Origin of the sequence: Streptomyces sp. NBC_00576, from assembly GCF_036345175.1 — a bacterium.
Lineage (GTDB): Bacteria > Actinomycetota > Actinomycetes > Streptomycetales > Streptomycetaceae > Streptomyces.
Genome location: NZ_CP107780.1, coordinates 2,320,085 through 2,337,785, shown reverse-complemented (window position 1 = coordinate 2,337,785; position 17,701 = coordinate 2,320,085). Strand labels below are relative to the sequence as shown.

Sequence of the window (17,701 nt, the reverse complement as noted above, 5' to 3'; positions counted from 1 at the left end):
TCGTCACGTGACGACAACAGCCCCTGAGCGGAGGTCAGTTGGTGCTGAATACCCGTACGTCCCAGGCGCCGAGGTCCAGCTCGGTGCCCGCCGGGACCGGGCTGCCGTTCAGTACGTCCGTCAGGTCGGCCGGCGCCGTGACGCGCACGGGCTCCCAGCTCCAGTTGTGGACGATGTGCACGCGCCGCCCGTCCTCGGCCGTGCCGGTGGTCGCCGTGACCGAGGCCGGCAGGTCCCCCCAGACACTGCGCGCGGCGGGGGTCAGCCAGCCGGCCAGCTCCCGGGCGAGGTCCCGGCCCGGCACCGTGCCCACGTACGTCACCTGGCCCGCGCCGTGGCGGCGGGTGGTGACCGCCGGCCAGCGGCCGAAGTGCGGGTGGTCGTACGTGACCAGCGGCTCGGCATCGGTGACGGTGAGACCGTCGACCCAGTGCGACGCCGTTGCGCTGTCCGGCAGCCGGAGCGGGCCGCCGGGTACGGCACGCACCGGGATCTCGGCGGTCAGGTTGCTGAACTCGTCGTAGCCGACGCCCGCCGCGTCCACCAGTCGACCGGGAGCGAGCTCGTTGCGGGCCCGCGCCTCGTGGTCGGCGTACGCCGTGCGCGGGCCGAGGACCAGGTGGCCGCCCGCGTGGGCGTACGCGGCGAACCAGTCGAGGGTCGTGTCGTCGACGACGTACAGCGCCGGGACGACCAGGACCGGGTGACGGCTCGCCGCCTCCTCGGGGGTCAGGCTCTCCCGCTCACCGCTCGGGTCGTGGAGCTGGCGGGCGTGGACGATCCGGACCTGCCGGCCGGCGTCGAAGGCGCCCCGGTAGAACGGGTCGAAGATCCGGTGGTAGGCGGTGTCGTCCGGCTCGCCGTCGCCCGTCGCGAGCGGCGGGTACTTCTGCATCAGCCACTTGCTGGGCGTCGAGTAGACCATCGTGATGTCGGCGTCCGGTTCGAGACCGGCGACCAGAGAACCCGCCGTGTCCAACTCGGCGCCCAGCTTGGCCAGTTCGGCGTACGTACGACCGGGTCGGCCGCTGTGCGGGATGACTCCGCCCCAGTACGTCTCGGCGCCGAAGTGCAGGGTGTGCCAGTGCCAGTACTCGATCATCCTGGCACCGCGCCCGACCAGCGCCCAGGCGGCCTGGCGCCACTGGCCGTCGTAGGCGGGGCGGTTGTCCCACGCGAAGCCGATGGAGCCGGCGTTGGTCTCGGTGACGAGGAACGGGGCCTGCTTGGAGGAGAACATCCAGTCGGCGGTCTGGTACAGGGCCCAGACGCCCGTGGTCTTCCAGCGCTGGGCGTGCGCGTCCGGCGTACGGTCAGGGAGCGCGAGGCCGTCCTGCATGTCGTAGTACGGGTTGCCCGACGCGATGTCGAGCCGGTCGGACATCTCGTCGTCCTCCACCCCCGGGCGGGTGTACGAGATACAGGTGGTGACGAACTGGTCCGGGTTCGCGTACTCGCGGACGATGTCGGCCTGCCATCCGATGAACTCGGTGACCTGCCGGGCCTGGAACTCCCGCCAGGCGACGTCGTACTGGGGCTGGACATTGCCGTCCGGGGTCCACAGGTCGGCCCAGGTGGACAGACGGTGCGACCAGTAGACGAGGCCCCATTCGCGGTTCAGGGTCTCGATGTCCCCGTACTTCGCCCGGAGATGGTCGACGAAGCGCTCGAACACGCCCCGGTTGTGCAGGAGTTCGTTGCCGGGTTCGTTGTCGACCTGGAAACCGATGACCGCCGGATGCCCGGCGTACCGTGCGACGATCTTCCGGATCACCCGCTCGGCGTGGAACCGGAACGCGGGGTGCGTGAAGTCGACCTCCTGCCGGGCGCCCCAGCCGATGCGCTGCCCGGTGGCCCGCTCGCCGGTGATCTCCGGGTACTGGCGAGCCAGCCACGGCGGCACGGCGTACGTCGGGGTGCCGAGGACCACGGCGATGCCGCGCTCATGGGCGCCGTCGAGCACCGGCTCCAGCCAGTCGAGGTCGAAGTGCCCGTTTTCCGGCTCCCAGGTCGACCAGACCGACTCGCCGACCCGGATCACGGTGAACCGGGCGTCGGCCATCAGATCGAGGTCGGTCTTGAGCTGTTCGCCGGGACGGAACTCGCGGCCGTGGGTGGGCTGGTACTCGTGGTAGTACGCGGCGCCGAAGAGGACGCGGGCGGGCAGAACCGCCATGAAGTCAACCTCCAGGGGAGAAAGGGGAGTTGGGCAACCGGTGTGACCGGCCGGGAGCTACTGCTTCACACCGCCGGTGGCCAGGCCGCTCTGCCAGTACCGCTGGAGCAGCACGAAGGCCACGACGAGCGGGACCACCGAGATCATCGACCCGGTCACGACGAGCGCGAGCATGTCGCTGCTGGCACCCGCCCCGCCGTTCTGCGCCTGGGCGGCCCAGGAGGAGAGCCCGACCGTGATCGGGTACAGGTCCGGGTCGTTGAGCATGATCAGCGGCAGGAAGTAGTTGTTCCAGGTCGCCACCAGCGTGAACAGCAGCACCGTCACCAGCCCTGGCGCCAGCAGCCGCAGCACGATCTGGAGGAAGATCCGGAACTCACCGGCCCCGTCCATCCGCGCGGCTTCGAGGATGCTGTCGGGCACGGCGTCCTGCGCGTACACCCGCATGAGATACAGCCCGAAAGGACTCACCAGCGAGGGCAGGATGATCGCCCACGGCGTGTTCACCAGCCCCACCTTGGCGAACAGCAGGTACGTCGGAATGGCCAGGGCGGTAGCCGGCACCATGACCGCGCCTAGTACGAGGTTGAAGGCGGCGCCGTTCCCGCGGAACCGGAACTTGGCGAACCCGTACCCCGCGGCTGCCGCCAGGACCGCGGCGCCGACGGCGCTGACACCGGCGTACAACAGGGTGTTGAGCAGCCAGTGCAGGAAGACGCCGTCGTCCTGGGTGAAGGTGTCGCGGATGTTCGTCAGCAGTTGCGGGGTGTCGGAGAACCACAGACCGAAGCTGTTGATCAGGTCCTGGGTGCTCTTGGTGGAGGCGATCAGCAGCCAGAGGAGGGGGAGGAGGAAGTAGGCGAGCACCGCCAGCATGGCGATCGTCAGGGGGGTGCTGCGGCGGCCGGCCGGTCCCCCGCGTCGCCGCTTCGGCGCTTTGGGCGCCTGGGCCGTCGTACGAACCACTCCGGTCGCGGGGGGAGTTGTGGTGGTCACGCGGGCCTCCTGCGGTTCGCGGTGAGCAGGAAGGCGTACGAGATGATCACGATGAGCAGGCCGAGGAGGAAGGAGACCGCTGCCGCGTAGTTGATCTGCTGGCTGGTGAAGGCCAGCGTGTACGCGTAGAGGTTGGCGGTGTACGAGCTGTCGATGACGTCCGGGACGATCTTCATCAGCAGGTTGGGCTCGTTGAAGAGCTGGAAGCTGCCGATCACCGAGAAGAGCAGGGTGAGCGTCAACGCGGGCCGCAGCGCCGGGAGTTTGATGGACCAGGCGACCCGCCAGGCGCCCGCCCCGTCCAGTGCGGCGGCCTCGTACAGGTCATGCGGAATGGTCCGCAGGGCCGCGTACAGGATGATCATGTTGTAGCCGACGAACTCCCACGTCACGATGTTCGCCAGGCTGCCGAGCATCCAGCTGTCGGTGAGGAAGTGCGGGGCGGGCAGGCTCAGTTTGTCGCTGAGCTGGGCGAACGGGCCGAAGTCGGGGCCGTAGAGGTAGCCCCACATCAAGGTGGCGACGACGCTCGGGACGGCGTACGGCACGAAGATGCCCAGCCGGATCACCCGGGACAGCCGCAGCAGGCCGCTGTCCAGGGCGAGGGCGAAGAGCAGGGCGAGCAGCAGCATCACCGGGACCTGGATCACGAAGAAGGTCGCCACCCGGATGACACCCTCGCGCAGCTGCGGGTCCTTGACGGCGGTGAGGTAGTTCTCCAGGCCGACGAACGACGTGCCGCCGACCAACTTCTCCTGGAACAGGCTCAGATAGGCCGCGTAGCCGAGCGGAGCGAGGAAGAGGAGGAGGAACAGGACCATGAAGGGGGCGATGAACAGCGGGCCTGCCGACCGGGGTCGTGCGAGATGCTTGGCCATGTCAGGGAGCCGCCTTCACCGTGAAGCCCTGGCTCTTGGCGAACGTGGTGATCCGCGTCTGCCAGCCCCCGAGCGCGGCGACCGTGTCGGTCTTTCTGGCCAGCGAGCGGCCGACGGTCTCCGTCCAGTCGGTGGCCACCTGGTCGAGGAACGGCGGCCACTGGAAGGCGGGGTCGACCTGGGCGCTGATACCGGCGAAGACCTCGTTGACCTTCTGGCCACCGTAGAAGGCGGGCGTGTCGCCGATGTAACTCGCGTCCGCGAGCAGCGCCTTGGTGGCCGGGAAGAAGAACTGCTTCGTCGCGAACATCTTCGCGGTCTCGGGGTCGCTGTTGATGAACTGGGCGAACTGGGCCGCGGCGATGGGGTTCTTGGTGGAACGGATCACGGCGGTCGTCGAGCCGCCCCAGTTGCCCGCGCTGGGCGCGGAGGCGTCCCACTGCGGCATCGGCGCGGCCCGCCACTTGCCGGAGGTGTCCTTGGCCGAGCCGGAGAGGAAGGCCGGGCCCCAGGCCCCGGTGAGCCAGGTGGCGTACTTGCCCTTGTTGAGCGCGGCGTACCAGGAGTCCGTGAAGTCCGGCTCGACGCCGATGACGCCCTCCTGAGCGAGCCCGCCCCAGAACGCGCCGAGCTTCTTGGAGACCGCGTCGTCGACACTGATGGTGATGTCACTCTTGCCGGAGGTGATGTAGGGCTTGGCGCCCGCCTGCCACAGCAACCCGTGCCACGCGGCCACCTGGTTGGCGGCGAGGTTGGTCAGATAGACGTTCGGGTCGGCCTTGTGCAGCTTGCGCGCGGCTTCGGCGAACTCGTCCCAGGTCTTGGGGACTTCGATGCCGTGCTTGTCGAAGATGTCCTGCCGGTACAGCATGCCCATCGGACCGGTGTCCTGCGGGACCGCCCACACCTCGCCGCCGCTGCCGCTGACCTGGCTCCAGGTCCAGTCGACGAACTGCGACTTGAGAGCGGAGACGCCGTACGGCCGCAGGTCCAGCAGGCTGTCGGTGATCGTGAAGGTCGGGATGGCCTGGTACTCGATCTGCACCATGTCCGGGGCGCCGCTGCCGGCCTTGAGAGCGGTACGCAGCTTGGTGTACTCGGGGGTGCCCTGACCGGCGTTGACGGCCTTGACCTTGATCGCCGGGTACTTCTTCTCGAAGAGGGCGATCTCCTGCGCGATCTCAGGGACCCACGTCCAGAACGTCAGCTCGGTCGGGGTCTTCATGGCCTTGTCGATGTCGGCCTGGCTGACCGGCTTCGACGAGGACGATCCGCTGTCCGACCCGCCCCCGCCGCAGGCGGTGAGGGCCGCCCCGAGCGAGGCGGCGCCGGCCGCGGTGAGGAGGAGACGACGGCTGATGGCAGAGGAGGAGACGATGTTTCTGGGCATGGTGAACTCCGGCCGGGGCGAAAGGGAGTGGAGAGAGGGAAACAGGGGAGGGGGCCGCAGGTGGGGCTGGCCGGCCTCTTGTCGGTGCGGCTACCGGTGGGGCGGGGGTGCGGTGGAGGACCGTACGACGAGGTCGACCGGTGGGTCGCTCGGCGGCAGGGGATCCGCGTCCGGGTTCTCGATGGCGTGCAGGAGCCGCTTGAGGCCTTCCTGCGCCACGGCGTCGAACGGCTGCCGCACCGTGGTGAGGGGCGGCGTGACATACGCGGCGACCGGGATGTCGTCGAACCCGACCACGCTGACGTCGTCCGGCACGCGCCGGCCGGCCTCCGTCAGAGCCCGGATCAGCCCGATGGCCATGTCGTCGTTGGCGGCGAAGACGGCGGTCACCGAGGGATCGGCGGCGAGCTGACGGCCCGCCGCGTATCCGGAGGCGGCCGACCAGTCGCCCACGACGACGGGCGGCTCGGGCGCGCCGTGGGCGGCGAGGGCGGCCCGCCAGGCGGTGAGCCGGTCCCTGGCCGCGAACCAGCGTGGCGGTCCGGAGAGGTGATGGACCGTCACATGTCCGAGATCCAGCAGGTGTTGGGTGGCGGCCCGGGTCAGTACGTCCGCACCGCCGCCCGAGGTGACCGGGCGGGAAGTAGCTAAGGGGGACGGCGCACCGATGACCAGGACAGGTACGTCGACGGACAGCTCCGCCAGGCCCGCACCCCTGCCATGGCCTTCGTCGATCGGCTCGGAGACGACGATGCCGTCCACCCCCTGTTCGAGGAGTGAGCCGACGGCACCGGCGACGCCCGAGGGGTCGCCCTCCACCGTGTTGACGACCCGCAGTGCGTACCCGGTGTCCCGGACGGCGCGCTCGATGCCCATGAGCAGCGACGCGGGCCCGTACAGGGCGGTGCCCAGCGTCACCACGCCGATGGATCTCGTCCGCCCGGAGGCGAGTGCCCGGGCGGCGTTGTTCATCCGGTAGCCGAGGTCCTCGGCGGCCTGGAGAACACGGCGCCGCACGTCTTCGGAGACGTACGGCTCGCTGTTGAAGACCCGGGACACGGTCTTCTGCGAGACCCCCGCGAGACGCGCCACGTCGACACTGCGGGGCGTCGACGAGGTCGCGCCCCGTCCTGTCTGTCGTGTCACGGTGACTCCCGGTGGTCGTTGCCCACGGTAGCCGGAGGATGACCGCGGCTGCCGTGGACTGAAGGTAGGACAGCGCCCGCCGGTGTTCTGACTGCGCTGTCATGACTGCGCAGTCATATCTACGCAGTCGGAGCCGCCGCGTCAAGGGTTCGCGCAATCTCGGCGTAACTTTCGAGGTCCGTGCGGTGGCCGTGCGGCGGTCGTAGCGCGGCCGTGCGGTGATCGCCGGGCGACCGTGGGGCGGGCTTCACCGGCGGCCGGCGTCCGTGATTCGCCGGGTTCCTGGGTAGCTACCGTGTCTCCCGGCGTCGTCCGTCGTCCGAGGAACTGCCCATGTCGGTGCATGACAGCGAGACCCTGGCCCGTACCGCCCTGCCCGAGATGACCGGCGACCTCGCGGGCGCTGGTGGGGTACGAGACGCCCAGCGACGAAAAGGAGCTGCTGTCCGCCGGGCTTGCCGCCATCGAAGAGTGGGCGCTTCGGCGCCTCGGCCCGCCGGACGAGGCCGTGCGCCACGACGGTGGTCGGCACGGACGGCCCAGGCCCGGTGGGCGGGAGCGCATACCCGCGACGAACATGTGCTGCTGGCCCACATCCCCGCCTGTACCGCGCTCCTCACGGGGCTGCTGAACTCACGCGGGAGCGTCGGACCCTCACGTACGCTGGAATCGCGGGTCGGCTCAAGCGAACGGGGACTGAGATGACGTACGAAGCGAAGATCGAAGTGCCGCAGACCGTAGCGAGGGTCACGGAAACCGCCGAGGCCGCGCGCCAGGCCCGCTTCGGGCGGCTGCCGGAGCGGATCCGCCTGGAGGACATGGTGGCGGCTCAGCCGGCGTCGATGCCGGATCCGGCGAAGGACGCGTACAACGAGGACGAGTGGCTGGTCCGGTACTGCCTGTGAGGTGAGGCGGCGTCGGCTGGACATGAGTGGGCGGGCCGCCGGAGGAATTCCCGTGGCCCGCCCGTGGGGACGTGCGGAGCAGGGCGGTCAGCTGACGTCGGAGGCGTCCAGGCGGTACAGACCGCTGCTGGTCGACGTGGACGTTGACGTCGATGTGGAAGTCGATGTCGTCGGGCTGGTGGTCGAACTGGAGCTGTACGCCGAGGCGTTGACCGCCGTGCCGTGCTCCTTCACCCAGGTGGCGATCTCCGAGTCGGTGCCCTGGCCGGTGTCGCTGCTGACGATGATGTAGTGCAACTTCCCCGACTTCACGAGGCTCTTGAGCTTGGCCAGGGTCATCGCGTCGTCCGTCGAGCGGCTCCGCACGTTGGCGTTGTCCGCGGCCGTGATCCGGAACGGGAACGGGAAGGAGGCTTCGAGGTCGGCGTGGGGACGGCCGATGCTGTCGGCGAGTGCGTGCGCCTCGTTGTACACCGGCACCACGATCTCGGCCGAACGCCGCCGGACGCCCCTCGCGTTCGTTTCGTTCATGCCAGTGACGATCGAAGCCCCGTCTGGGGCGACCCTGAGGCGACTCTGAGCGACGAATGAGAATCAGCGAACTCACAGCTTGCCCACAGGCAGCCTGTGCGGACGCTGTCTCAGGTGCTGTGCGCGCTTGCGCCGCCCGAAGCCGCCGACGCTATCAACTGGTCGATCAGCGCGATCAGCACGTCCCGGCACGACTCCCGGTTCCGCGCGTCGCACAGCAGGACCGGCGTGTGCTCCGGCAGCGCCAGCGCCTCCCGGATCTCGTCCGGCTCGTACGGATGTTCCCCGTGGAAGCCGTTCACCCCGACGACGAACGGGATGTTCCGGCGCTCGAAGAAGTCGATCGCGGCGAAGCTCGACTCCGGCCGGCGTACGTCGATGAGGACCACGGCCCCCAGCGCGCCGATCGCCAGGTCGTTCCACATGAACCAGAACCGCTGCTGTCCCGGCGTACCGAAGAGGTACAGGATCAGTTCCCGGCTGAGGGTGATGCGGCCGAAGTCGAGGGCCACCGTGGTGGACTTCTTCTCCTCGATGCCGTCGAGGTCGTCGATGCCGAGGCCGGCCGCGGTGAGCGGTTCCTCGGTGCGCAGGGGCACGATCTCGCTGACCGAGCCGACCATCGTCGTCTTGCCCACGCCGAAGCCGCCGGCGATGAGGATCTTGACCGTGTCGGGCGCCGAGGTCCCGTTCAGGGTCGGGTCAGAGCCGGCCAAGGCCGTCCCTCACTTTCTGGAGCAGGTCCATGTCCGTGGTGCGCGAGATCTGGCGCGGGGACTGGGCGGTGATCCGGCCGGCCTCCAGCAGGTCGCACAGCATGATGACGACCACGCTCACCGGGAGATCCAGATGGGCGGCGAGTTCCGCCACCACGACGGGCCGTGCGCACAGCCGCAGGATCCGAGCGTGCTCGGGCTGCGGCCGCGCGCCCCCGTCGGGCTGTGGATCCACCGCCGTCACCGAGGTGATCAGTGTGAAGTCGGCGCGGCTGGGCCGGGTCCGCCCGCCGGTGAGCGTGAACGGCCGTACGAGACGGCCGGCCGCGTCGCTTCCGCTCACTTCACTCGCCGGCCGCGCCGGCGACCCCGGCACGCGGCGCCGCGCTGAGGTGCTCACCGATCTTCTTCACCAGCATGTTCATCTGGTACGCCACCACGCCGACATCCGCGCCCTGGCTGGTCAGGACGGCGAGATGGGCGCCCGGGCCGGCCGCGGTGAGGATCAGGTAGCCGTTGCGCATCTCGATCAGCGCCTGGCGCACCGGTCCGCCCCGGAAGTCCATGCTGACACCCTTGCTGAGGCTCATCAGCCCGGACGCGGTCGCCGCGAGCCGCTCGGCGTCGTCGCGCAGGAACGCCGTGGACCTGCTGACGACCAGTCCGTCCTCGGAAAGCACTACGGCGTGGTTGACCTCGGCTACCCGGTCCACGAGTCCGGTGAGCAGCTGGTCGAGCTCGGTGTGCGTGGCGGGGGTGGGGCGTGTCATTTCTCTGTCCTTCATCAGCGGTCTGCGGGCGGAGTCGAGGTGACCGGAGTGCCTGCGTCGGGGAGCGGTGCGTCAGGTTCCTGAGGCGGGTTGTCCTCCCCATGGTCGTACTGCTCTTCGGCGTCGTCGTCACGGGCCTGGAGGGTTCCGCGCTGGAAACCGGAGAGCGAGGAGGCCGCGCGCTCCGCCGAGAACTCGTCGAGGGCGTCCTCGGACGTGCCGTCGGCTTCGGTGTCCAGCAGTTCCGCGGCCAGACTGGTCTGCGGCACACGGCGCGGCAACGGCGTGAGTCCGCCCTTGCGCGCGGCGCCGCCGCCTTCGGCTGTGCGGTCACCACCTCGCCCGCCCCGGTCCGCCCCGACGAGAGCGGCCGGCCGAGGCGCGGAACCGGCGTCGGCGGTCCGGACGCGGGCCGCGGTGGGTTGCGTCTCGCGGATGCGCTCGTGCGCCGGGCGCTCCGCGGCGACCGGGCCGGGGGTCTCGGCGGACGCTTCCGTCTCGGCGGACAAGTCCGCGTCCGGCGCGGTGAGTTCCCGTACGACGACCTCGTGCGGGATCAGCACGATCGCCGTCGTGCCGCCGTACGGCGAGGAGCGCAGCGTGACGTGGATGCCGTGCCGGACAGCGAGGCGCGCGATCACGAACATGCCGAGCCGCAGGTCGTCGGCGAGTGCCACGACGTCGAACTGCGGGGCCTGGGCCAGGTGTTCGTTGAAGGACGCGTAGTCCTCCTCGGACATGCCGAGACCGCGGTCCTCGATCTCGATGACCAGCCCCTTGGCGACCATCGCGGTCCGTACGCCCACCGGGCTGGGCGCGGGGGAGTAGGCGGTCGCGTTGTCGATCAGCTCGGCCAGCAGATGGATGACGTCGGCCACCGCGGGCGGCGCGAGATACACGTCCTCCTCGGTCTGCACCTCGACCCGCTGGTACTCGGCGACCTCGCCGACGGCGCTGCGCAGGATGTCGATCAGTGCGACCGGCTCGGTCCAGCTGCGGCCGGGGCGCTCGCCGCTGATGATGACGAGGTTCTCCTCGTAGCGGCGCAACTGGCTCGCCGTGGAGTCGAGTTCGTACAGCCCCTTGAGGATCTCCGGGTCCTGGTGGGCGCGTTCAAGCGCGTCCAGCTTGGTGAGCTGGAGGTTGACCAGGTTCTGGCTCTGCCGGGCGATGCCCAGGATGACCTTCTGGAAGCCCCGCCGGGTGTCGGCGAGTTCGACCGCGGTGTGTACGGCGGTGCGCTGCGCGGCGTTGAACGCCTGGGCCACCTGGCCGAGTTCGTCGTGGCCGTAGTCCAGTGGCGGGGTGGCCGACTCGACGTCGACCTTCTCGCCCCGGTTGAGCCGCGCCACCACGTCCGGCAGCCGCTCCTCGGCCAGGCCCAGGGTGGCCATGCGCAGCCCGCGCAGCCTGCGGGACAGGGACCGGGTGATGCGCCAGGACAAGGCGATGCACAGCAGCAGTCCGCCGAATCCGCCGGCGCTCAGCGAGGCGGCCTTGATCAGCAGCGACCGTGCTTCGTCGGCGCTGCGGCTGAGCAGCCCCTGGGTCTCGTCGTGGATGAGCGAGCCGTACTGGATGCTCAGTTCGTCCATCGCCGCGGTCCACTGCTTCTGCCTGTCGGGCAGGGTGATCTTCCGTTCGGTGCCGCCGCCGGGCGTGCCCGACGCGAGCACCTGGTCCTCGATGGAGGTCAGTGTCCGCCAGGCGGCCCCCCGCAGGATCGCCTCGGTGCGGGCCTTCGCCGAGCCGCTCAGCGACTGGATCAGCTGGTCCTCGACGACCCAGCGCCGGGCGCTTACCAGCCGGACGTACGACTCCCACTCCTTCTGGTCGAACCGCCCCGAGGGCCACGCGAGCATGAGCTGCGAGTCCTCCTGGGCGACCAGTTCGGCCGCCTGCTCCAGCGAGACGAGCGGGCCGGCCTGTGAGGTGAGGTCGCCGTCGTCGACCTGGGAGAGCTCCTGGAAGGAGTGGATCTGGTTGCCGATGATCGACGAGTACTGGTCCAACACCTGCTGGGGGGAGATGTCGGTGAGATGGTCGACCTGCCCGCGGTAGTACTCCAGGCTGCCCGTCGCCGCGATGACCGAGTACATGCGTTCCCCGATACGGTCGGGGGCCTCCTGGATCGCCCTGGTCTGGCCGACCAGCTTGGCGACCGCAGCGTCCGTCGCCTTGCGCTGCGCGTCCAACTCGGTGCGGTCACCCCTGGGCGAGGCCAGCCACGAGGCCGACAGGGTGCGCTCCTTCTGCAGCGCGAGCGTGGCGTCCGTACCCATGGCACCGGTCGCCTTGCTGAGTCCCGTCTGGTCCCGCAGCCGCAGGCCCTCCGAGAACATCTGAATCGTCGTCACACCCCACATCGCGGCGAGCGTGACGGTGGGAACCAGCGCGAGCAGGATCAGCGAGAGACGTATGGAGCCGAGACGGCGCCGGGCACCTTTGCGTGGAGGCATCGTCGTCCTAGGGCGATCAGCGGTGGGTGGGAGGGACAAGTGGCAGGTGACAAGTAGCAGGTGACAGCGGAAACGGAACGGGTGGCGGAACTCGCCGGGGTCCGCAGGATGCTATCCGTACAAGTGAACATACGCACCGTGAGCCCCCAAAGCTTGGTGCAGCCGTTGTACGACGGTTGCTGTGCAAAGGGGTTCGGGAGCGGGGCGGAAGGGGATACGGAACCGGCTGCGGAAGGGGAGGAGGGGTCGGGAGGTGCGTACGGGGGTGACGCTCAGCGGGTGCCGTTGGCCATGAACCTGGCGACGTCGGCGATGTTCTGCTTGGTGACGAAGGCGGGCCCGGTGAGTACGGGAGCCGCTCCACCGCCGCTGAAGTTGCCGTTGGACCTGTACAGCCAGAGCGAGTCGACGGCGAGATAGCCCTGGAGGTACGGCTGCTGGTCCACGGCGAACTGCACGTCACCGCTCTTGATGGCCCCCACGATGTCGTTGTTCAGGTCGAAGGTCGCGATCTTCGCCTTACTGCCCGACTCGTCCACCGACTTCGCCGCCGAGAGCGCGAACTGCGCGCCCAGTGTGACGACTTCGTCGATGCTCGGGTCCTGGTTCAGCCGGGCCGCGATGACCGTCGTCACCGCGTCCGTGTCGGTGCCGTTCACGTACAGGTTCTCGGTCTCGCCGGCGAACGTCTTCTTCACCCCGGCACAGCGCGCCTCCAGGGCGACGTTCCCCTGCTCATGGATGACGCAGAGGGCGTGTTTGACCTTGAGCGTGTCCAGTTTGTCGCCGAGCGCCCGGCCGGCGGTGCTCTCGTCCTGGCCGAAGAACTCCAGCAGGCCCGCGGAACGCCAGGCGTCGATACCCGAGTTGAGGCCGACCACGGGTATCCCCGCCGCCTTCGCCTGCGCGACCGCGCTCTTCATCGCCTCCGGCTTGGCGAGGGTCAGGGCGATTCCGTCGACCTTGTCCTTGACCGCGTCGCGCACCAGACCGGCCTGGCCGGCGGCATCAGGGTCACTCGAGTACGTCAGCTCGATGTTGTCCTTGGCCGCCGCGGCCTGCGCGCCTTTCCGCACCCGCTCCCAGAAATCGTCGCCCTTGGCTCCGTGGGTGATCAGGGCGACCTTGAGCCGGGCGGTGCCGACGGCGGCGGAGCCCTTGTCGGAGTCCGACCCGTCGGAGCCGGAGCCCGAACAGCCGGCCGCGAGAAGACAGACGGCGGCCACGCCGGCGGCAACAGCCGTGGCACGGGCGGATCGTGCGGAACCGGAAGAGGCGGGGGGTGTGTTCATGGGAGTGCGGCACCTCGCTGCGCGGCCGAGGAGGAGAAGGGGGGTGGGATGAGCAAGAGAGGGGGACGAGAGAGGGGTGTGGGTACGCCGAAATCTGCGCGATCGTCGGGCGACCTGCACTGACTGTCCGACTTTCGCTGGGCGGAGCCAATCGGATGTGACGCCTGGTAGTCAAGTGAGCAACCAGCTGGAACCAGGGTGCATGGGCCGGTGCGGGGTGTGTCCGGCGCGTGTGATCCCCTCGGTCGGTCCGGGGTGGTGTCAGAAGGATTGCCGGTGTGGAGGGGGAATGGAAGGGGAAATGGGACCTCCGGTTCCCTTTCGCGCCGCGATGCACCGGCTGGGGGCGAACAGCCCGTTCACCCTGGCGGTGCGCCAGGGTGAACGGGCTGTGCCGGGACTTCGAACCGCAGCCGGAGGGACCACGGTCGCCCTTACGGCTCCTACGGCTCCTACGGCTTCCGAGCCACCGCCCCGTACATGGCGATGTCCTCGTCCCGGATCCCCTCGCCGCTCGTCGTGTCCGGGTGCCACTTGTGGACCTGGACGATGCCCGGCTCGACCAGGTCGAGACCCTCGAAGAACTCCTCCGCCTCCGGGAACGTGCGCAGACGCATCGGCATGTTGCGGGCCTTGTACTCGCGGGCGACCCGGCCCACCTCCTCCGGGGCGAACTCGGCGGTGCCGATGGACATCGCCAGGTAGCTGCCCGAGGGGAGGGGGTCGAGGAGGCGCCGGACGATGCCCACCGCGTCGTCCTCGTCCAGGACGAAGTGGACGATCGCGATCACCGTGAGGGCGACCGGCTTGGTCAGGTCCAGGGTCTCGCGGAAGTCGGGGGAGTCGAGGATGGCCTCCGGGTGCTGGAAGTCGGCCTCGATGTACGCCGTCCGGCCCTCCGGTGTGCTGGCCAGCAGGCCCTGGGAGAGGGTGAGGACGATCGGGTCGTTGTCGACGTAGACGACCCGGGACTCGGGGGCCACCGACTGGGCGATCTCGTGCAGGTTGGGGGAGGTCGGGATGCCGGTGCCTATGTCGAGGAACTGGCGGATGCCCGCTTCCTTGGCCAGGTAGGCCACCGCCCGGTTCATCCAGTCGCGGTTGGCCTTCATATGGATCGGCAGGGCGGGCCACTCGTGCGACATGGCGTCGCCCGCTTCCTTGTCGGCGGGGTAGTAGTCCTTGCCGCCGAGGATGTAGTCGTAGATCCGCGCGGAGTGCGCGTTCTCCGTGTCGATTCGGTCGGCCGGCCATCCGTTGTCGGGCACGCCGCCCCTCCCATTCGGTTCGTAAGTCTGAGTCAAGCCAGTCAAGTCTCAGTAGAAACAAGGCAGTTCAGAGCAGGAAGTCTGCGTCACCCGCCTTCACACCGGCCAGGAAACTCGTCATCTCGTGCGGGGTGAAGACCAGGGCCGGGCTGTCGGGGTCGGTCGACTGGCGGACTGCGACCCGGCCGTCGGCGAGCTTCTTCACTTCGACGCAGGCGCCGCCCGCGTCGTCGCTCCACGGCTTGGACCAGCCGCGGGAGCCGAGTTCACGGGCCGGCATGCCGTTTCGTACGGGGTGGGAGTGGTTGGATTGGCTGGAGTGGTTGGCGTGGGCGTTCGGGAGGTGGGGATGTGTGGGGTGGTGCATGTCAGAGCTCCTTGCGAATCGCACCGAGGAGGGCCTCGGTCTTTCTGGCGGGCGCCGACTGCGCGCCCAGCCGGTCCAGAGCCTCGCGATAGACGACGACGTCGTCGCCCTTGTCGAGATACACCGCGCCGACCAGACCGCTCAGATAGACGATGTCCGGCAACTCGGGTGCCCTGAACCGGAAGAGATGGAACGCCCCGGCCCGCATCGCGGGATGCGGGCCGTTGCCGAACGGCATGATCTGCAAGGTCACATGGGGCAGCGCGTTCATCGCGATCAGATGGTCGATCTGCGCGCGCATCACCTCCGGACCGCCGACCGGCCACCGCAGCACGGTCTCGTCCATCACGATCCACACCCGCGGCGGTGCCTCGCGGGTCAGCAGCTCCTGGCGGCGCAGACGTAGCGCCACCCGGCGGTCCGTCGCCTCCGAGGAGGCGTGCGGATTGCCGGCGCCCAGCAGGGCACGCGCGTAGTCCGCCGTCTGGAACAGACCCGGCACGAACTGCGCCTCGTACGCACGGATCTGCAACGCAGCCTGTTCCAGGCTCAGATACGCGGCGAACCAGTCGGGCAGTACATCCCGGTAGTTGTGCCACCAGCCGCGCTTGTTGGCCTCGCGGACCGACTTCAGGAACGTGTCGATCTCCTGCTGGTCCGTCACCCCGTACGTCTGCAGCAGTTTCTCGACGTCCGGCAGGCGGAGCCGGGCCACCTTGGCCGCTTCCATCCTGCGGATCGTGGAGTGGCTGACACCGATCGCCATACCCGCGTCCTCGAACGAGAGACCGGCGCGCGTCCGCAGCTCCTCCAACTGTCTGCCGAGGATCATGCGCAGGACGGAAGGGGCGCCGCCCCAGTCGGTCTCCGCGGTCACGCCTACCCCCTCACACCGGGCTCAGGGTCGCAGTCTGTCACGATCATCTTTCGACGGGAGCAGCATGCACCTCACAAATTGCAAATTTCAACTTGCTGGTTGCGAGCCGTTGTTGTCAGGTGTCACAGTGTTCGTACCTTCCCGGAAACGGTGAACGACGAGAGTGAACGGCCCAGTTGGGGGAGAAGGGGCCGCAACCTGCGCTGTTTTGATGCGGGTTGACCTGCTCGCGGCTCACGTCGGGGCGGTGTCGCACCGGCCAGGGTGCGCAGGCAACGAAAGGCGAACGGCGATGGCTCCGCCCTCCCTCCCCCAGCCACTCGGCCGAATGCCCAGGGGCCGGCTCGCCGGCCACCCACACCTCCCCGACCACTCCGGTCACTCTCCGCAGTCGGACATGTTCGTTCTGACCGCGACTCCCGCCTCCGTCGGCACGGCCCGGCGGAAGGTGCGCGAAGTGCTCGGCGCCTGGGGCGTCGGCCCCGACACCTCCGACAACGCCCTGCTGGTGACCTCCGAGCTCGTCACCAACGCCCTCACCCACGCCGCCAGTGAGCGGATCGTGTGCCGGCTGCACCTCTCCACCGGGCGGCTGTACATCGAGGTCGAGGACGAGAACCGCGGCGGCACCCTGCCGGCCCAGCGCAGACCCGGCCCCGACGAACAGTGCGGACGCGGACTCCTGCTGGTCGGCGTCCTGAGCAGTGACTGGGGTGTCCGCGACGCCCCGCACGGCTCCGGGCGCGTCGTCTGGGCCGAACTCCCCACCGAGCAGACGGAGCCGGCGGAGGCCGCCGCACCGGCGGCGCCGGTCGCGTCATCGGTGCCGGTCACGGCGTCGGTTCCCGTCGAGACGGCAACTCCTGCCGGGGCGAAGGTGTTTGTCGCGACGCAGGCCTCTGCCGCGGTGTCGGCCCCCTCCGGGAGTGCGCCCGACGCGGCCGACGCGCCGGCGCCGGTCGGCCCCGTAGCCGCACCCGTACCCACCCTCCCTCCGACTCCCCCCGCCGCCCCCGTAGTACAGGCCGCCGCAGCTGCCCCCTGGCACCCGTCGGCCCCGCACCGCATCCGGCCCGTCCCCCACTCGGCCGAAGGAATCGCCTCACATGGACCGTATGGAACGCCAGTACCGCATCCCCCGTACTCCCGCTCCTGACCCGCGCCCGCACAGCCCGCACGGCCCGGTCACCCACCCGCCCCATACGCCCCCCGCACCTCGCACGCCCCACGCGCCTCGCCCCGTCCAGTCCTCGGCCATGCACCCCCCGTCCCCGCCGCTCCACGCACCCCCCTCGATCAAGTCCTCGCGCGAGCATCCTGGCCACCCCGGCCGCACCGGCCGGCTCGTCCTCCCCGCCCGCCTGACCGCCGGCCTCGGCTGTGACGCCGTGGGCACGCCCCGTGAGCACGGGCAGCGGATCATGGACTCCCTGCCCCGCGTCGGCTGTGTCTTCGCCGACGACCAGCGCTGGTGGTGGATCGTCCCGTCCGGTTCCCACCTCGGGGTCACCTGGCCGCCGAGCACCCGTTACGTGGTCGGTGCCCAGCTGGCCGACCCGTCCTGGACGCGCACCCGGCCGGCGTCCCCGTCCGCCCGGCCCCGGCTGATCCACAGCCCAGAGGGCGACTCCCCGTACACCCCGCCGATACCGCTGTACGTCGTCGCCTGCCGACTGGCCGGCAGCGTTCCCAGCTGGTCGCTCGGCCCGGGCGGCTGATCCCGCCCACCCCCTTGTGAATCCCCTGGGGCGAAAGGCCCCGGGGGTCTCTTGACGGCACGTATGTTACCGGTAACATCGTTGCCGTCCCCGCACCGGAGCGAGGGCGAGTCAGCCGCGTTCTCGACCACAGGCGACGGGAGTCCACGTGACCGATCGACCCACCGGACAACCGGCGGTCACCGAGCAACGGGACCCACCACCTGCTCCGA

17 protein-coding genes are annotated in these 17,701 nt (G+C 69.6%); 3 read left to right on the top strand and 14 right to left on the bottom strand.

Going from position 1 to position 17,701, the window contains the following annotated elements; genetic code table 11:
- Positions 1–34: 34 nt before the first annotated feature.
- The 5 genes from OG734_RS09880 to OG734_RS09860 all read right to left on the bottom strand — a co-directional run bounded on the left by OG734_RS09880 (position 35) and on the right by OG734_RS09860 (position 6,586).
- Positions 35–2,176, bottom strand: coding sequence for a beta-galactosidase (locus OG734_RS09880; protein ID WP_330287111.1), 2,142 nt, complete (start codon positions 2,174–2,176; stop codon positions 35–37).
- A 57-nt stretch (positions 2,177–2,233) separates the two neighbouring features.
- Complete coding sequence (locus tag OG734_RS09875; RefSeq protein ID WP_330287110.1) at positions 2,234–3,172, bottom strand: carbohydrate ABC transporter permease; 939 nt, start codon at positions 3,170–3,172, stop codon at positions 2,234–2,236.
- Entirely contained in the window at positions 3,169–4,050 is an 882-nt protein-coding gene (locus OG734_RS09870; RefSeq protein WP_330287109.1) for a carbohydrate ABC transporter permease, read from the bottom strand. Before OG734_RS09870 ends, OG734_RS09875 begins: the two co-directional genes overlap by 4 nt.
- A gap of 1 nt (position 4,051) precedes the next feature.
- On the bottom strand, positions 4,052–5,440 hold the full coding sequence (locus OG734_RS09865) for an ABC transporter substrate-binding protein (RefSeq protein ID WP_330287108.1): 1,389 nt from the start codon (positions 5,438–5,440) through the stop codon (positions 4,052–4,054).
- Between the two features lie 90 nt (positions 5,441–5,530).
- Entirely contained in the window at positions 5,531–6,586 is a 1,056-nt protein-coding gene (locus tag OG734_RS09860; RefSeq protein WP_330287107.1) for a LacI family DNA-binding transcriptional regulator, read from the bottom strand.
- 701 nt (positions 6,587–7,287) lie between these two features.
- On the opposite strand from OG734_RS09860, the gene OG734_RS09855 reads away from it, so the two are divergent.
- On the top strand, positions 7,288–7,491 hold the full coding sequence (locus OG734_RS09855) for a hypothetical protein (protein ID WP_330287106.1): 204 nt from the start codon (positions 7,288–7,290) through the stop codon (positions 7,489–7,491).
- 87 nt (positions 7,492–7,578) lie between these two features.
- Here OG734_RS09855 and OG734_RS09850 read toward each other — a convergent pair whose 3' ends face one another.
- The 9 genes from OG734_RS09850 to OG734_RS09810 form a co-directional block, all read right to left on the bottom strand.
- Positions 7,579–8,022, bottom strand: coding sequence for a hypothetical protein (locus OG734_RS09850; RefSeq protein WP_330287105.1), 444 nt, complete (start codon positions 8,020–8,022; stop codon positions 7,579–7,581).
- Between the two features lie 110 nt (positions 8,023–8,132).
- Positions 8,133–8,738, bottom strand: a complete 606-nt coding sequence (locus OG734_RS09845) for a GTP-binding protein (protein ID WP_330287104.1) — start codon at positions 8,736–8,738, stop codon at positions 8,133–8,135.
- Positions 8,725–9,081: a DUF742 domain-containing protein gene (locus OG734_RS09840; RefSeq protein WP_330287103.1), complete on the bottom strand. Its 357-nt coding sequence runs from the start codon at positions 9,079–9,081 to the stop codon at positions 8,725–8,727. Before OG734_RS09840 ends, OG734_RS09845 begins: the two co-directional genes overlap by 14 nt.
- 1 nt (position 9,082) lies before the next feature.
- Positions 9,083–9,508 carry a roadblock/LC7 domain-containing protein gene (locus OG734_RS09835; protein WP_053746758.1) on the bottom strand — a complete coding sequence of 142 codons (426 nt, stop codon included), beginning with the start codon at positions 9,506–9,508 and terminating at the stop codon, positions 9,083–9,085.
- Positions 9,509–9,522: 14 nt separating this feature from the next.
- Positions 9,523–11,967: a sensor histidine kinase gene (locus OG734_RS09830; RefSeq protein WP_330287102.1), complete on the bottom strand. Its 2,445-nt coding sequence runs from the start codon at positions 11,965–11,967 to the stop codon at positions 9,523–9,525.
- A gap of 272 nt (positions 11,968–12,239) precedes the next feature.
- Positions 12,240–13,259, bottom strand: a complete 1,020-nt coding sequence (locus OG734_RS09825) for a substrate-binding domain-containing protein (protein ID WP_330287101.1) — start codon at positions 13,257–13,259, stop codon at positions 12,240–12,242.
- A 452-nt stretch (positions 13,260–13,711) separates the two neighbouring features.
- Positions 13,712–14,527: an SAM-dependent methyltransferase gene (locus OG734_RS09820; protein WP_330287100.1), complete on the bottom strand. Its 816-nt coding sequence runs from the start codon at positions 14,525–14,527 to the stop codon at positions 13,712–13,714.
- 67 nt (positions 14,528–14,594) lie between these two features.
- On the bottom strand, positions 14,595–14,894 hold the full coding sequence (locus OG734_RS09815) for a DUF397 domain-containing protein (protein WP_443064846.1): 300 nt from the start codon (positions 14,892–14,894) through the stop codon (positions 14,595–14,597).
- 1 nt (position 14,895) lies between these two features.
- Positions 14,896–15,771, bottom strand: coding sequence for a helix-turn-helix domain-containing protein (locus tag OG734_RS09810; RefSeq protein WP_330287099.1), 876 nt, complete (start codon positions 15,769–15,771; stop codon positions 14,896–14,898).
- Between the two features lie 397 nt (positions 15,772–16,168).
- Between OG734_RS09810 and OG734_RS09805 the strand changes: the two genes are divergently transcribed.
- Both OG734_RS09805 and OG734_RS09800 read left to right on the top strand, forming a co-directional pair.
- Complete coding sequence (locus OG734_RS09805) at positions 16,169–16,927, top strand: ATP-binding protein (RefSeq protein WP_330287098.1); 759 nt, start codon at positions 16,169–16,171, stop codon at positions 16,925–16,927.
- Between the two features lie 100 nt (positions 16,928–17,027).
- Positions 17,028–17,489: a hypothetical protein gene (locus tag OG734_RS09800; protein WP_330287097.1), complete on the top strand. Its 462-nt coding sequence runs from the start codon at positions 17,028–17,030 to the stop codon at positions 17,487–17,489.
- The last annotated feature ends 212 nt before the right edge of the window (positions 17,490–17,701 follow it).

Coding starts and splice junctions, on each gene's coding strand:
- OG734_RS09880 (WP_330287111.1), bottom strand. CDS start 2,176: ATGGCGGTTCTGCCCGCCCGCGTCCTCTTCGGCGCCGCGTACTACCAC.
- OG734_RS09870 (WP_330287109.1), bottom strand. CDS start 4,050: ATGGCCAAGCATCTCGCACGACCCCGGTCGGCAGGCCCGCTGTTCATC.
- OG734_RS09865 (WP_330287108.1), bottom strand. CDS start 5,440: ATGCCCAGAAACATCGTCTCCTCCTCTGCCATCAGCCGTCGTCTCCTC.
- OG734_RS09855 (WP_330287106.1), top strand. CDS start 7,288: ATGACGTACGAAGCGAAGATCGAAGTGCCGCAGACCGTAGCGAGGGTC.
- OG734_RS09850 (WP_330287105.1), bottom strand. CDS start 8,022: ATGAACGAAACGAACGCGAGGGGCGTCCGGCGGCGTTCGGCCGAGATC.
- OG734_RS09835 (WP_053746758.1), bottom strand. CDS start 9,508: ATGACACGCCCCACCCCCGCCACGCACACCGAGCTCGACCAGCTGCTC.
- OG734_RS09830 (WP_330287102.1), bottom strand. CDS start 11,967: ATGCCTCCACGCAAAGGTGCCCGGCGCCGTCTCGGCTCCATACGTCTC.
- OG734_RS09825 (WP_330287101.1), bottom strand. CDS start 13,259: ATGAACACACCCCCCGCCTCTTCCGGTTCCGCACGATCCGCCCGTGCC.
- OG734_RS09815 (WP_443064846.1), bottom strand. CDS start 14,894: ATGCACCACCCCACACATCCCCACCTCCCGAACGCCCACGCCAACCAC.
- OG734_RS09805 (WP_330287098.1), top strand. CDS start 16,169: ATGTTCGTTCTGACCGCGACTCCCGCCTCCGTCGGCACGGCCCGGCGG.
- OG734_RS09800 (WP_330287097.1), top strand. CDS start 17,028: ATGCACCCCCCGTCCCCGCCGCTCCACGCACCCCCCTCGATCAAGTCC.